The organism is Rhizobium sp. PRIMUS64 (assembly GCF_023006465.1).
In the GTDB taxonomy this organism is placed as follows: domain Bacteria; phylum Pseudomonadota; class Alphaproteobacteria; order Rhizobiales; family Rhizobiaceae; genus Rhizobium; species Rhizobium leguminosarum.
Genome location: NZ_JALBGX010000009.1, coordinates 17882 through 31827, shown reverse-complemented (window position 1 = coordinate 31827; position 13946 = coordinate 17882). Strand labels below are relative to the sequence as shown.

The window sequence follows — 13946 nt, the reverse complement described above, 5'->3', positions numbered from 1 at the left end:
TCCTCCTAAACCGCCTAACTACGATGGATCCGACACGCCGAGATGGGCGTGGTCATGCCTGGAAATCCTCGAGTGTCCTCAGGTCGGTGACCGAATAGGCCATCGAACAGCGGAAACCTTTGCCCATACTCATCGGAGACAAGGCGTGAAGCTCTTCGTCCTCGATCTCAGGAATGAGAAGGTCGGCCTCGCCCGTCCACATGTCGACGATTGTGAGGTTGTCGGTGATCGACAGGACCAACTCGTTGACCGCAGGTCGATCCTGCTGGCCGGCGGCAAGGCGCGGGAAGTAGCGCAAGTTGACGGTTGGACGACCGAAGATGACACGCGGATCGGGCTCCGCCTGATGGAGGGTGATGCGCGTCTCCATCAGGCGTTCGCCATGGGCCGACAGGCTGGCCCCAAAGCGGCTGCCGGGCCGCAGTTGACCGGCGGCAAGGCCCGGGGCAGCGAAGCTTCTGGTCTGGAAGACGCTGCCCAAACGTTTCGGAAATCCTTGAGTCCAGCCTCTGGCCATGGCCGCGTCATTGTCGACGTAGATATAGGGGCAAAAGACTATCGGTGTTTCGCGCCATACCGCGTCGATCAGCACAAAGGCTTCGCGATATTGATAACGAGCAGGGTCCAGCAGCTCCTCATTTTGGCTGGTGAACTGCCAATCGAGGAATACCGCCGTCACATGGCCATTCGTCTTGGGATCCGGGGATAATCCATCCGGAAGGAGAGCCGCGGTTGCTGCCGGATCGGTCCAATATTCGGCTCCGACGATGTCGCTGGAATAGTGCCATGGCGGCGCCGGCGTCGCAGCAGCCTTTCCGAGAGGCGAGCGGGGAAGAGTGTAACCTTTAAGCATGGGATTGCTCCGAAATTCCAGGAGTGAATAGCTTGACGGCCGGGTTAACTGGCCTCTCAAGAACCGAGACCATCAAGGATCTTCAGATCCTTGATGGTGCAGGACATCGAAAAACGATATCCCGAGCCGACCCGCATGGGAGCCAATGCGTCGAGTTCCTCGCCCGCCGTTTTCGGAAGAGCGATCTTGCCTTCGCCCACCCAGCAATTGGTGAATTTGAAGTCATCGTTGACGACCATGGTCAATTCGTTGACGCTCGGCTGATCATGCTGTCCGGCGGTCAGACGCGGAAAATATCGGCGATTGACGGTCGGACGCAACAAGGCTGCCGGCAGTTCCGGAACCTGCTCGCGAAGGGTCACGCGCCCGGCCGCAGCGCGCCGGCCATGCACCGACATGCTGCCGGCAAAGGTCGTGCCGGCTGCAATCGGGGCGGCCGCAGGGCTGGCGGCTGCAAACGACCGTGTCTGAAACACGCTAGCCAACTTCTTCGGATATCCCTGGATCCAGCCGCGGCCCATGGCGGCGTCGTTGTCGACATAGATGTAAGGGCACCAGGCAACCGGCGTATCGCGCCACACGGCATCGACGAGCACATAAAATTCGCGGTATTGATACTTGGCGGGATCGAGAAACTCGTCGTCCTGGGCGGTAAACTGCCAGTCAACGAACAGTCCGAGAGCATGTCCGTCGGCGCACTGATCGGCTTTGAGCCCCGGCGGCAGGCAGGCGGCGGCGGCCTGTGGATCGGTCCAGAATTCGATCGCCAGCACATCACCGGAATAGTGCCATGGCGGCGTCGGAACGATGTTTGCTTCACCCTCGGGTGAAAGTGGAAGCGTATAACCTTTGAGCATTCCCTGGTCCTCTTCAGTGCTATCGGTCCAAGTCACGAGAGGCATCATGCGTGCCCTCGCCAGGCGACGCTCGTTAGATTTTGTTAAAAGAACCACGCAGCTCGCTAACACTGGTACTTTGTCAAGGACCGAGCAGGCGCACAGGTCATTCTGATCAACGATTGACGCCGATACTGGCCGCCATCCGGCCTTCGGATGTTCTGGAGGGTTCTTGCGATCCCAGAATTCGCAACGACGCTTCGCCAAAGAATAGCGTTATGGCAGGAAGAGCTCAGCCGACCGGCATTCCTGCAAGAAGGGAACGGGCTTCTAGGAGATCGCGGGTCGAAAATCCCTCGGTAAAGCGCGAGAAGACAGGGGCCAACGTTGTGCGCGCCTTGATTGGCTCCTGTCTATCCATGTAGAGGCGCGCAAGACTGTTGGCTGCACGCAGCTCCCAGGCAAGTGCGCCTTGCCGCCTCGCATGCGCCACCGAGGCAATGAGAAGCTCTTCGGCAGGCCCGGTTTCGCCGCGCATGGCAAAGATCTCGCCGCGAATTCGGATAATTTCAGCGCGACACCAATGGTCCGAGTTGTGATCCTCGTCGTCGATAAGATGCAACTGGAGCAAGCTGTCATCATATCTGCCGACGGCAGCCAACGCCCTTGCGAGTTGTGCGCGAAAGATAGGATGAAAAACCCTATACTGCGACTTCGAAAGCACCTCGAGCCCCGCCAAGACAGAGCGTGCCGTCGTTTCGATATGGTCACGACCCTCACGACACAATGCCACCAGGCAAAGACCGAAGCCATGGTAGCTCTCGATGCCATGCCGCTGTGCGAATTCGACCAAATCCTTCAGCTCGCTTTCCGTTTGTGCAAAATCAGCGGTTGTCAGATAGCTGTTAAAGCCGTGCCAGGCTTTTGCGACACATACGGGAACTGCGTATTCGAATTGTGAGGCTTCTCGCATCGACAGCGAATTCGTCATCAAGGCCTTGTCTGCGAACCCTTGCGTCCACTGCAGGTTCGCGAGTACGCCCAATGCATCGACACGGCGATCATAGCCGAATTGACGCAGAATTCTCTGCCGGGACGCCTCGGTATCTTTTTTAAGCGACTCTTCCAGATTTATCCTGGCGTCGTTCAACTTACCGAGGTGGTGCATGCAAAGGCCCACCATCCAGCCAGTCATTGCCTGCGCGCCTGGATCGGGGAGGTTTGCGGCGACTACCGCAGCGCGTTCTGCAAGCTCGAGCGCCGATGCAAACTCTGCTGATCGTATCTGCTGCGCCCACAATGTCAGCAAGGCCGTCAACTGTCCGTCCGCATCGCCGATATTTTCCGCGATGATCAGAACCTTGTGCCATGTCGCTTTGAATTCGCTACCTATGCCAACGGTGAACATGACGGCCGCGCCCAACGCCATCTGAATCAGCATTTCCTGCCGCGGCCCCGCCCCGCTCATCTCGAAATTCGAAAGGGCCCGTGTCATCAGCTCCCTGCATTCGGCCAGCAAACCTGCGCCGAGCCAGATCTCTGCGGATGATGCCGTCAGCCCTATCGCACACAAGGGGTCGCCTTCAGCGGAAAACGCCCAGTTCAAAGCCATGCGAATGTCGTCAACGTCGCGGGCGAGTTCTCTCAGGTGCTCCGGCCCCATTTGATCGCGTTGTGTTCTCAGAGCAAGCACGTCATGGAAATAGGCGGCATGCCGAAACTGCATTTCCTTCAGCTCTCCGCTTTCCTCGAGTTTTTGGAGAGCATAGGTCCGCGTTGTGTCCAGGAGCCGGTAGCGCGGCTGAAGATGTCCGACGTTGGCGCTGACGAGAGACTTGGCAATCAGGCTCGCAACGACCGCTACGATATGGGCCGGATCGACCTCATTGGTCGAAGCAACCGATTGTGCTGCCTCGATTGTGAAGCTTCCCACAAAAATGGACAGGCGACGTAAAACCTGGCGTTCCTCCGCGCTCAACAGCGCATAGCTCCAATCGAGCACGGCATTGAGTGTTTGATGTCGAGGCAATGCCGTGCGCTGCCCTCTCCAGAGCAACTGAAACCGGTCGTCGAGCAGCGCCGTCAATCGCTGAATCCCGAATGCCTCCAATTGGCCGGCTGCGAATTCGATTGCAAGCGGGATGCCATCGAGCCGCCGGCAGATGAGGGCAACCGCCTCGGCATCTTCGTCGCCAATCGAGAAATCGTTCACCGACATCGATGCCCGATCAACGAAAAGCTGAACGGCAGAAAATCTCATCGCGTCACTGATCGTGAGGTTTGGACCGTCGGGTGGAAAATCCAGAGGCGGCAAACGATAAATATGCTCGCGCTCGACGCGAAGCGGCTCCCGGCTTGTGACGAGGATGTATGTCTCATTTGCGTGTTGGAAAATATCATTCGCCAACTCGGCCGCTGAATCGATGACGTGCTCGCAACAGTCGAGCACGAGCAGCAGGCGCTTTTCCTTCAGGGAGGATAGTATGGCGGGAGCGGGATCGTCGGAATAGACAGTCACGCCAAGCGCTGACGCAACGGAACTCGCCACCAGTTTCCGATCGGTTACCGCGCCGAGATCGACGAAACAGACCGAAAGATCCTTCTCGACGCTCATCGATTGCGCCACCGATATGGCGACAGATGTTTTTCCTATTCCACCAGGCCCCACGATGGACACAAACCGCTTCGCGATCAGCAATTGTGCCAGCAATCGTACCGTCGGATCGCGCCCGACGAGCCTGGTTCGCTTGGAAGGCAGGCCGGCAATGTCGGATGATGAAGCTCTTTCCTTCGCCTCTTTGGCAGGGGTCAACCGAGACACCGGTGCGACGAACCGGTATCCCTGCCCCTGCACCGTCGAAACATATTCGGCGCTTGAACCGCCCTCGCCGAGAGTTTTTCTGAGCGCATTCACCTGAAAGCGCAGGCTGCCTTCATCGACGATGACGTTCGGCCAGGCCTGCTTCAGAAGCGTCGTCTTGCTGACGATCTCCGTTGCATGGGTGATCAATATGAGAAGGATATCAAAAGCGCGACTTCCTATGGTGACGGGAACGCCGTTCTTTTCGAGCCGCCTTTCCATCGGCACCAGGGTAAAGGGGCCAAAGGAAAATAAGTCTTTCGATTCCCGAACCGTATTGTTCATGATTCGCCAGATCCCTACGCCTTCTCTTGCCTGCGCGGCGTCCGATATCCAAGACCTGCGCCCTCTTCAAGGGTGCGAAAACCAAGCAGTGGAATGCCAAGATTACTGAAAAAACAATGGGATAAACATCATGAATTCTGATGTTAAAACGCATATCGCACACGCAATCCATCTTATCAAATCCAGTAGCGTGCTCAATGCAGTTTAAATTGCCGAATATGTCCACCATGCGATCTGTGCGTGTGAACATCCCAAGGGTGGGTATTCTCTCACACGGCAGTCGTCTTTGGTAGCGCGCTACCCGCCTCGCGAGGAGGATCAAGGCGATGGTTTGAGGATATAGCCAGCCGGCGAGCGTCGTAACTATACTTAGGTTTGGGTTCGTCCTGATGTCATGCAGACCGCAATTACCTGCCGCCTCAGACAAGGTCGGCAATCATGCACGTCATCCTCCCGAACCCTCGGCCTCGCTCGTGACGTCCTCGCCGGTGCGCATGAAGTCAATGAACGCCCTAAACGCCGCCGAAAGAAGGCGGCCGCTTGGATAATAGAGGTAGAAGCCGGGGGACGGGGGGCACCAGTCCTCCAATACCCGGACTAGGCGCCCCTGTGCCAGCTCCTGCGCTATGTTGCCTTCAAGCGTGCAGGCCAGTCCCATCCCGGCAAGCGCGGCCTCCACCGTCAGGCCTATATCGTTCGTCGTCAGAGGACCCGTTACCTCGACCTCCAGCTGTTCTCCTGCGTTGCTGAACGGCCATCGATAAACGGCGCCGGACTCGGTCCATCGGTAATCGATGCAGGCATGCTTGGCCAAGTCCTTCGGTACAGTCGGTATGGGATGACGCTCGAAATATGCCGGTGATCCTGCGATGGCGATGCGAATGTCCGGTGTCAACCGGACCGCTATCATGTCCTGATGGAGAAATCTGCCGGGACGAACGCCCGCGTCGTAGCCGCTGCCGACGATATCCGAAATCTGGTCCTCGACTGTCAGTTCGACATGGATGTCGGGATAGGCGACCGCAAAGGCTGGAAGCTTGGAAGTGACCAGGATCTCGGCGGCCGGGCGCGACAGGTTCAGCCGAACTGTCCCCGCCGGTTGTTCACGGTAAACGCTCAGGCCGTCGACGGCATCTTTGATTTCGGCAAATGCCTGAGGCAGCCGGGCAAACAGCGTGCGTCCGGCATCCGTCAGGGAGACGCTGCGCGTCGTGCGATTGAGCAGCCGTGTACCGACCCGTTCCTCGAGCGCGCGGATTGCGTGGCTCAAGGCCGAACGGGAGAGGCCCAGTTTCGAAGCTGCTCGCGCGAAACTCTGCGTCTCGGCGACAGCGACGAAAGCGGTCAGCTCGGCGAAATCGCTCCCTCTCATGATTGTTGTCTCCTGCTCAACAAGGCATGCCGATTACAGATCATTTTCCAACATAGCTACCACCATTACCTTGAAGCCGTTCTCAACAAAGGAGCTGTCGGCCGCTTGCGGCCGACACAAGGAATTTCTCCATGCGATACAATCAACTCGGAAATACGGGACTTTTCGTCTCGGAAATATGCCTGGGCACCATGACATTCAGCGAAGCGGGCAGCAGCCCCGCGTGGGGCGCCATCGCAGGTGTGGGCCAGAAGGCGGCGGACCGGATCGTCGAGCGCTCGCTTGTTTCAGGCGTCAATTTCATTGATACCGCCGATGTCTATTGGTTCGGTGAGTCCGAAAGGCTGCTCGGCCAGGCGCTGAAGAACCTCGACATCCCCCGCAAGGACGTCGTCATCGCCACCAAGGTCTACGGCGTCATGGGCGACAAGCCGAACGACCGCGGTGCCTCGCGCGGCCACATCATGGATTCCGTCGAGGCGAGCCTCAAGCGCCTGCAGACGGATCATATCGACCTCTATCAGATCCACGCGACCGATACGGTGACGCCGATCGAGGAGACGCTGCGCGCTCTTGACGATCTCGTTTCCCGCGGTCTCGTGCGCTATATCGGCGTCTCCAACTGGCAGGCCTGGCGCATTTCCAAAGCGCTCGGCCTGTCGGAACGACGCGGCTTTGCCCGCTTCGAGACGGTGCAGGCCTATTACTCCATCGCCGGCCGCGATCTCGAGCGTGACATCGTGCCGATGATGCAGGAGGAAAAGCTCGGCCTGATGGTCTGGTCGCCGCTCGCCGGCGGTCTGCTCTCCGGCAAGTATGGTCCAGGCGCGCCCGGCAACGGCGAAGGCCGCCGCGCCAGTTTCGATTTCCCGCCCGTCGACAAGGACAAGGCCTGGGCCTGCGTTGCCGTCATGCGCGAAGTCGCCGAAAAGCATGGCGTCAGCGTCGCCACTGTGGCGCTCGCCTATATCCTCGCCAAGCCCTTCGTCACCACAGTGATCATCGGCGCCAAGCGTGTCGACCAGCTCGACCAGAACCTTGCCGCCGTCAAGCTGAAGCTCGATGAAGACGATATGAAAAGGCTCGATGAAGTCAGTGCGCTGGTGCCGGAATATCCGGGCTGGATGCTCGCCCACCAAGGCGCTGGCCGCCGCCCGGCACCCTTCGAGCCAAAAGCCTGAGAGCGGGAAGCGGTCAGCTCGGCGAAATCGCCCCGCTCACGATTGTTGCGCCCTGCTCACCAAGGCATGCCGATCACAGATGATTTTCCAACATATCTCTCCCCACTACATTGAAGCCAGCCTCAACAAAGTTGGATCATAGACATGCCGGTGAAGTTGGCAAACAAGACAATCCTGCGGAATGATCCGGAACGGTTCGCGGGCCGGGTCGCCGTAGTGACAGGCGCCGAAAGCGGGATCGGCCGGGCTGCCGCCCTAGGGCGCCGTGGATGCCATGGTTCGCGCATTGGCACTCGAGATCGAACGGGATGGTATTCGCATCAACAACTCCAGTCCGGGTGTTACCAATACTCCGGCGACCGGCAAATTTCCGCCCGAAGCGATGACCGCGCTCGCCGCGTATTCCGCGCTCGGGCGTATTGGGCAGCCGGACGATATTGCCGGCGCGGTCACCTGGCTGAGCAGCCCGGAGGCGGCGTTCGTTACAGGCCAGAGCATCACGGTGGATGGCGGCTACAACGTCGCCGGCATGCGGTGATATCCGCCTTTGCGGTTCCTACATCGGTCAACCCTACCAAGGGATAGGTTGAACTAGATCACTGTTCGGTATTGGCCGATTAGGGCGCATTCTATGGTTGGTGCAATGGGTTGTGGAGGAGAGTTCATGACAGTTTCGGATTCGACATACAGAGACGTGGCCTCACTCAGTGAACAACTCCCGATCCATTGCGATGACTCCGGATGTTTCACCAGCGTGAACTCCACCCACCTCCGACTTCCCGAGCAAGTTTCGGTGCGAAGGGTCGTCATTTTCGCTGGATGCATCGGCAGCACATATTCAACTCAAGCCGTGGAGCAAATCGGCTATTGCGTTGGAGGCAGAGCCCGTATCGGTGTCTGCAGCTCTCAAGGTTCTTGCGACAGTTTTACGGTTGCCGAAGGTGAGGCATTGTTTCTGCCTTCAAAATGTACGCACGTGATAGAAAATATTGGTAGCCGTGCCGCCGAATTCGTATTCGCGCTCGCCGAAGAAATCCCTTTGACCGGGCGGTCGCATTCGCTGGGACCTGATGTTCCAGGTGCCGCGAAATTTTCCGAACCACCAAGTCTTGGCAGACCGCTGAGGAATGGCGCGGCAATGTCGCGTTTCTGCCTCAAGCGGGTTCTCACATGGGAAAACGATTCCCAGGAGCCGCCGATAGAACTTTCTCCTGAATGGCCGTTTTTGAGCCAGTTGGTCGTTTCCAGGAAATCGATCGGAGCGCATGGGACGTCGCACGCCCATCAGGCGGGGAAGAGACAAGCCGGATATGTGCTGCGAGGTACCGGAGATCTTCGAGTCATTTCTGCCGAGGGAGAGGCTTCCTACACCTCCCTCCAGCAGGGCGATGTCTTCAGCATCGACAGCAATTCGACATATGTTCTCGGAAACTCGGGCGATTTCCCTCTCGATGTCATTTCGTTTCGGCCTCGACCAAATGCTCGAATCGAGTTGGCGGTAAGCCCAGCTGCGAGTCCTCCTCGACCAGGAGAAATGCCCCGAAGGTCTCCGGCACATCAGGGAGCAGTGCTGGCGTAAATTGCCGATCCGTGCAGTCTTCACCTCAACAAGAGCACCGGCCATGGTCGTCTTCTTGATAATATTGGTTCCCCTGGCGCTATTCTTCCGCGGCGTCACTCGCCTTGCAGCCGTTATCGCGATCGCGATTATCATAACGAATACAACAGGATTGGTCTCGCACAGCCCGCTGATGGCGACCGAATCCGGTGCGCAATCCGCACAATAATCGAACATTCCGGGCTTTACGCTGCATTATCTGGATCACCAGGCGAAGCCGAGTTGTACGCCGAGGTAGTTGCCGTCGTGGCCGCCGGCGTCCCGGATGGTATTGCCGACATCATAGTGAACCGCTTCGATCGCACCGCTGAGATTGGGCGTGAAAGCGTAGTCAAGCCTGATCTGACCGTAAGCCCCGGACCATGCACCGCCCTTGCCCGCAGTTCCAGGCAGCGGCTGGTTGGGTTGGATATAGATCGCGTCGGCTGTCGTCTGCCGCCATTGCAGGCCAATCGCGCCGGTCAGCGTCAACTTCTCCGTCGGCTTGACCGTGATCGAGGGCTTGAGATGGATCAGGTTGGCGCAACCGGTATAGCCGGCAAGCGTGAAGTAATAGCCGTTCGGAAACAGCGGATTGAATGTGCCGATGGTGTCATCTCCAGGATGACGATCGCCGGAGGCGAGATCGAATTGAAGGCCGAGACGCGGCGTCCAGGCGACATCTTCGAACGTATAGCCCGCCCTCGCGCCGAAAGCCCAGGCACGGATATCCTTGTCGCCGACGGTGCCGAGCTGCCCCATGCCCTCGATATCCCAGTCGATGCCGTTGCGGCTGCCGGCAAATCGGGCGTCGAAAATCTGCCGGTCCTCGTCACCCACAGCATCCAGGTAATGCGCGTTTCGGCGCTGATAGAGGGAATAATAGGCGCTCAGTTCGTTGCCGCCGAGCACGTGACGTTCAACACGCACGGTACTGAACCGAAAATCGCCGTTGGAGGTGTCGTCGAAAGCCGTCTCGTCGCTGTATTGCACGGGCTGGCTGACGAAGCCGATGAAACGCCAAGGCCCGGTTTCCCAATCGGCCCAGACGGCATCGAAGGATTGCCGGACATTTGGTCCATCGCGCGATGAAACGAAGCGTTGCAGGTCGAATGCAAAGTCCTGCCGGCCGATCCGGGCCTTGAAGGTTCCGGCACCGAAGGTATGGGAATAAGCGAGGAATGCCAGTCTCAGATCCGCCTTGTCCGCGTCAGCGGGGCCGATTTCCTGCTTGCCGAAGGCGCGATCGTCTTCGAACTGCGTAAAGATCTGCCAATCATCGAAGAGATGCAGGTCGATATGAAACTGCGCACGCTCGATGAGATAGTCGTCGCGCTCGACACCGCCTATCCCAAAGGCCGGCGTGTGATTGGTCTCGAAGCGCTCACGCAGGGTCGCTCCGAATGAGAGGTAAGTTCCGGGGTCGAGGGCGGAGAGCGGGATATATTTCAGTCGATCCAGCGGCTGCGTCCGGAGGGAGGGATCGGCAAGCACCGACCAATCCTCCTGCCAGCGATTGGATTTGATGGCAGGCCGTTTGGGCTTGGCGGCCTGATCGTCGGCTGAGGCCGCCATCGATGGCAGGGCCATGAGAGCGGCTGCAGCCAAGGGCAGAAGACATTGCGCGCGCATGGCGGGCTCCACAGGCTGGAGAGATGCGGCCACCGGTGGTCGACCGCAACCTCATCACTGCGCCGAAGGCGCGTGGATCTCGGCGATATAGCCGCCCGGGAACTCGACGATGGCCGATTGGCGCTTGCCGGAGGTGAAGGCATCGACCAACACCTTGGCGCCGCTTGCCTTTGCCTTATCAAGCGTCACGGCCAGATCGGAGACCTCATAGCCCGTCATCTCGTGGCCGTAGGGATAAGGCAGATGGCCGTCGGTCACGAGCACTGTCATCTTTCCATAGATGGATTCGATGCGGATGCGGCGGAACGTGTCATTCGCATGGCCGATCTCGACGCCAGGCGCCTTGCTGTCGTCGGAGACGACCTTCCCCTTGGAAAAGGCGAGGAAATCCCGGACGAAGGTGGAGGCCGCATCCGCGGAGACGTAAACGCGGTTTTCCGGCTCCGTTTCGAAGGCGGCATAGTTCGGCTTGGTGGTGTGCCAATAGAGCTGCATGTTGACGCCGCCGGGCCATTGGATCACGGCATCGCGGCCGATCGGATCGGGGAAGGCGCTGACGACGACCGAAGCGCCCGCGGCGCGGGCAGCGGTGATCGCCTTGTCCATGTCGGTCACCAGATAGCCCGTCCGCTCATAGCCGAATGGATAGGGGATCGGCGTCTTGAAACCGAATAGCGAAACCGTGCCGACCGGCGTCTGCAGGAGCTGTGTGGTCGTGCTGCTCGGTGTCGGCGTCACCGTGGCAACGGCCTGCTTGGTGCTTGCGCCGCCGAAAGTGCCGAGAAAACTGCTGATGAAGGCATCAACCTTGTCGGAATCCACATAGACGTGCGACGTATCATATTGCGAACCAACGCCCACCTGCGGATGAGCAGAACCCGCAAAAGCTGTTTCCATGGGCATCACGGCAAGCGTGACCAGAAGTCCGATCGTGTAGGCGGAGCGGGAGTGCATGTCTTAAACCTCCTTGGTTTTTGCGGTGTCGCGGTCGAGATCGAGCCAGGCGACGAGCAGGAAGCCGCCAACCAAGCCCAGATGTTCGAAAAAGGAATTGGCGGCCATGAAGCGCTCCATTCCGGATGGTAGCTCCCAGAAGCGCAGCGCCAGAAAGGTGGCGAACAGGGTGAAGACGCCGAGGCCGAGGGCACCCAGCCAGCGGAAGAAACCGGTCAAGATCATCAGCGAGGCGACGAGTTCGAGAGCGATGACGAGCACGGCGAAAAGCGGTGCGGGTGATACGCCGAAATGGGTCATCTCGCCGATGGCGCCGGGAAAGTCGGTCAGCTTGTTGAGGCCGCCCTGGAGATAGGCGGCGCAAAGGCCGAGATAGGCTATGAACCGGGCCGCCGGCGTGCCGAAGACCGGTCGGGCGATGGCGGCGAGCCTGCTTTCCAAGGCGCGCATGACGATTGTCCTCACACCGCCCAGCAGGCGCAGCCAAGCGCGCCGAAGAAGCCCTTGAGATCGGAGATCGGCAGCTTCGACGTCCAGGCGCCGGCATGGTCGTGGCCATGGACGTTGCAGTTGCTGGCGCAGCCGCAGGTGCTGATCGCGGTGCGGCGGAGCGAATTTTTGCCGGCACCCTCAGGCTCGCCCCAAGCGGCATAACCCTTGAAAATGCGCACCGGCGACCAGTCGGGCATGGCAGGCGGCACGGGGTTATCGTCGAGGCTGGCGAAATCGCCTGATCCGTAGACGATCCTGCCGCCGACCATTGTGAGATCCGAGGTGAGGAAGGAGATCTCGTCCTCGGCGCAGGCGAAGAAATCCTTGTCGGGCACGATCAGATCGGCGAACTGGCCCTTCTCGATGCGGCCCTTCTTGCCTTCCTCGTTGGAGAACCAGGTGACGTTTTCCGTCCACATCCTGAGCGCCGTCTCACGGTCGAGACAGTTGCGGCGTGGATAGAGGCTGGTGCCGCCGACAGTCTTTCCTGTGATCATCCAGGAGAGCGAAACCCAGGGATTGTAGGAGGCGACGCGGGTGGCGTCGGTGCCGGCGGAAACCTTGACGCCCTTTTCCAGCATGCGGGCGATCGGCGGCGTGGCCTCTGCAACGCCGTGGCCGTATCGCTCGACGAAATATTCGCCCTGATAGGCCATGCGATGCTGCGTGGCGATGCCGCCACCTAGCGCTGCGATACGGTCGATCGAGCGATCGGAAATCGTCTCTGCATGGTCGAAGAACCAGTTCAGGCCCTCGAGCGGGATGTCCTTGTTGACCTTCTCGAACACATCGAGCGAGCGGCTGATCGTTTCGTCATAGGTGGCGTGAAGCCGCCAGGGCCAGCGGTTTTCGGCCAACACCCGAACGACGTCCTCCAGTTCGCCCTCCATTTCCGGCGCCATTTCGGGCCGTGGCTGGCGGAAATCCTCGAAGTCAGCCGCGGAGAAGACGAGCATTTCGCCAGCGCCGTTGTGGCGGAAGTAGTCATTGCCCTGCTTGTATTTGACCGACTGCGTCCAGTTGAGGAAATCCTGCTTCTCTTCCTTCGGCTTCTGCGTGAAGAGATTGTAGGCCAGACGCACCGTCAGTTGATCCTCATCCGAAAGCTTCTGGATCACCGCATAATCGTCCGGATAGTTCTGGAAACCGCCGCCCGCGTCGATCACGCCGGTAACGCCCAGCCGGTTGAGTTCGCGCATGAAATGGCGGGTGGAATTGACCTGGTATTCGAACGGAAGCTTCGGCCCCTTCGACAAGGTCGAATAGAGAATGCCCGCATTCGGCTTGGCGAGTAGAAGGCCGGTCGGATTGCCGTTGGCATCGCGGGTGATCTCGCCGCCAGGAGGGTTCGGTGTATCCCTGCCATAGCCGACGGCGCGGAGCGCTGCGCCGTTCAGCAGCGCGCGGTCATAGAGATGGAGCAGGAAGACCGGGGTATCGGGCGCGATGGCGTTGATCTCGTCGATCGTCGGCAGACGCTTCTCCGCAAACTGGTGTTCAGTAAAACCACCGACCACGCGAACCCATTGCGGAGCCGGCGTGATAGCCACCTGTCGCTTCAGCATGTCCATCGCATCGGCAAGCGACCGCACGCCGTCCCATCTGAGCTCCATGTTGAAGTTCAGCCCGCCGCGGACGACATGGGTGTGGTTGTCGATCAGGCCCGGCAGCACGCGCTTGCCGTTGAGATCGACGATCTTCGTATCCGGGCCGGTAAGCGCCATGATCTCGCGATCCCCCCCGACGGCGAGGAACCTGCCGTCCTTGACGGCGACAGCACTCGCGGCCGGATTGGAACGGTCGAGCGTGGTGATTAGCCCATGATGAAGGATCAGGTCGGCCGTGGTGTTCTTATCCATGTTCATCGCCTCGCAATGTTGAGTT

At 59.3% G+C, this 13946-nt stretch carries 11 protein-coding genes and 1 pseudogene; 3 read left to right on the top strand and 9 right to left on the bottom strand.

What is annotated here, in order from left to right:
- Positions 1–52 precede the first annotated feature (52 nt).
- The 4 genes from MOV76_RS05905 to MOV76_RS05890 all read right to left on the bottom strand — a co-directional run bounded on the left by MOV76_RS05905 (position 53) and on the right by MOV76_RS05890 (position 6206).
- Positions 53–853, bottom strand: a complete 801-nt coding sequence (locus tag MOV76_RS05905; RefSeq protein ID WP_247264034.1) for an acetoacetate decarboxylase family protein — start codon at positions 851–853, stop codon at positions 53–55.
- A 56-nt stretch (positions 854–909) separates the two neighbouring features.
- Complete coding sequence (locus MOV76_RS05900; protein WP_247264033.1) at positions 910–1956, bottom strand: acetoacetate decarboxylase family protein; 1047 nt, start codon at positions 1954–1956, stop codon at positions 910–912.
- A 25-nt stretch (positions 1957–1981) separates the two neighbouring features.
- Complete coding sequence (locus MOV76_RS05895) at positions 1982–4834, bottom strand: winged helix-turn-helix domain-containing protein (RefSeq protein ID WP_247264032.1); 2853 nt, start codon at positions 4832–4834, stop codon at positions 1982–1984.
- Between the two features lie 445 nt (positions 4835–5279).
- The gene (locus MOV76_RS05890) at positions 5280–6206 is read right to left on the bottom strand and encodes a LysR family transcriptional regulator (RefSeq protein ID WP_247264031.1); all 927 of its coding nucleotides are present in this window, start codon (positions 6204–6206) and stop codon (positions 5280–5282) included.
- Between the two features lie 131 nt (positions 6207–6337).
- Between MOV76_RS05890 and MOV76_RS05885 the strand changes: the two genes are divergently transcribed.
- From MOV76_RS05885 to MOV76_RS40270, 3 genes and pseudogenes are all read left to right on the top strand, one after another.
- A complete protein-coding gene (locus MOV76_RS05885; protein ID WP_247264030.1) occupies positions 6338–7387 on the top strand; it encodes an aldo/keto reductase in 1050 nt (349 codons plus the stop codon).
- A gap of 274 nt (positions 7388–7661) precedes the next feature.
- A complete protein-coding gene (locus tag MOV76_RS05880) occupies positions 7662–7925 on the top strand; it encodes an SDR family oxidoreductase (RefSeq protein WP_258719726.1) in 264 nt (87 codons plus the stop codon).
- Between the two features lie 93 nt (positions 7926–8018).
- A pseudogene (locus MOV76_RS40270) lies at positions 8019–8342 on the top strand (hypothetical protein); the annotation flags it as partial.
- 6 nt (positions 8343–8348) lie between these two features.
- Here MOV76_RS40270 and MOV76_RS05875 read toward each other — a convergent pair.
- From MOV76_RS05875 to MOV76_RS05855, 5 genes are all read right to left on the bottom strand, one after another.
- Positions 8349–9011, bottom strand: coding sequence for a hypothetical protein (locus MOV76_RS05875; protein ID WP_247264028.1), 663 nt, complete (start codon positions 9009–9011; stop codon positions 8349–8351).
- Between the two features lie 198 nt (positions 9012–9209).
- Positions 9210–10616, bottom strand: coding sequence for an alginate export family protein (locus MOV76_RS05870; protein WP_408987984.1), 1407 nt, complete (start codon positions 10614–10616; stop codon positions 9210–9212).
- A 54-nt stretch (positions 10617–10670) separates the two neighbouring features.
- Positions 10671–11519: a glyoxalase gene (locus MOV76_RS05865; protein ID WP_247264085.1), complete on the bottom strand. Its 849-nt coding sequence runs from the start codon at positions 11517–11519 to the stop codon at positions 10671–10673.
- Positions 11520–11573: 54 nt separating this feature from the next.
- Positions 11574–12020 (bottom strand): DoxX family protein, encoded by a 447-nt coding sequence (locus MOV76_RS05860; RefSeq protein ID WP_258719725.1) that lies wholly within the window; start codon positions 12018–12020, stop codon positions 11574–11576.
- 11 nt (positions 12021–12031) lie between these two features.
- Positions 12032–13927, bottom strand: coding sequence for an amidohydrolase (locus MOV76_RS05855; protein ID WP_408987983.1), 1896 nt, complete (start codon positions 13925–13927; stop codon positions 12032–12034).
- Positions 13928–13946: the final 19 nt, after the last annotated feature.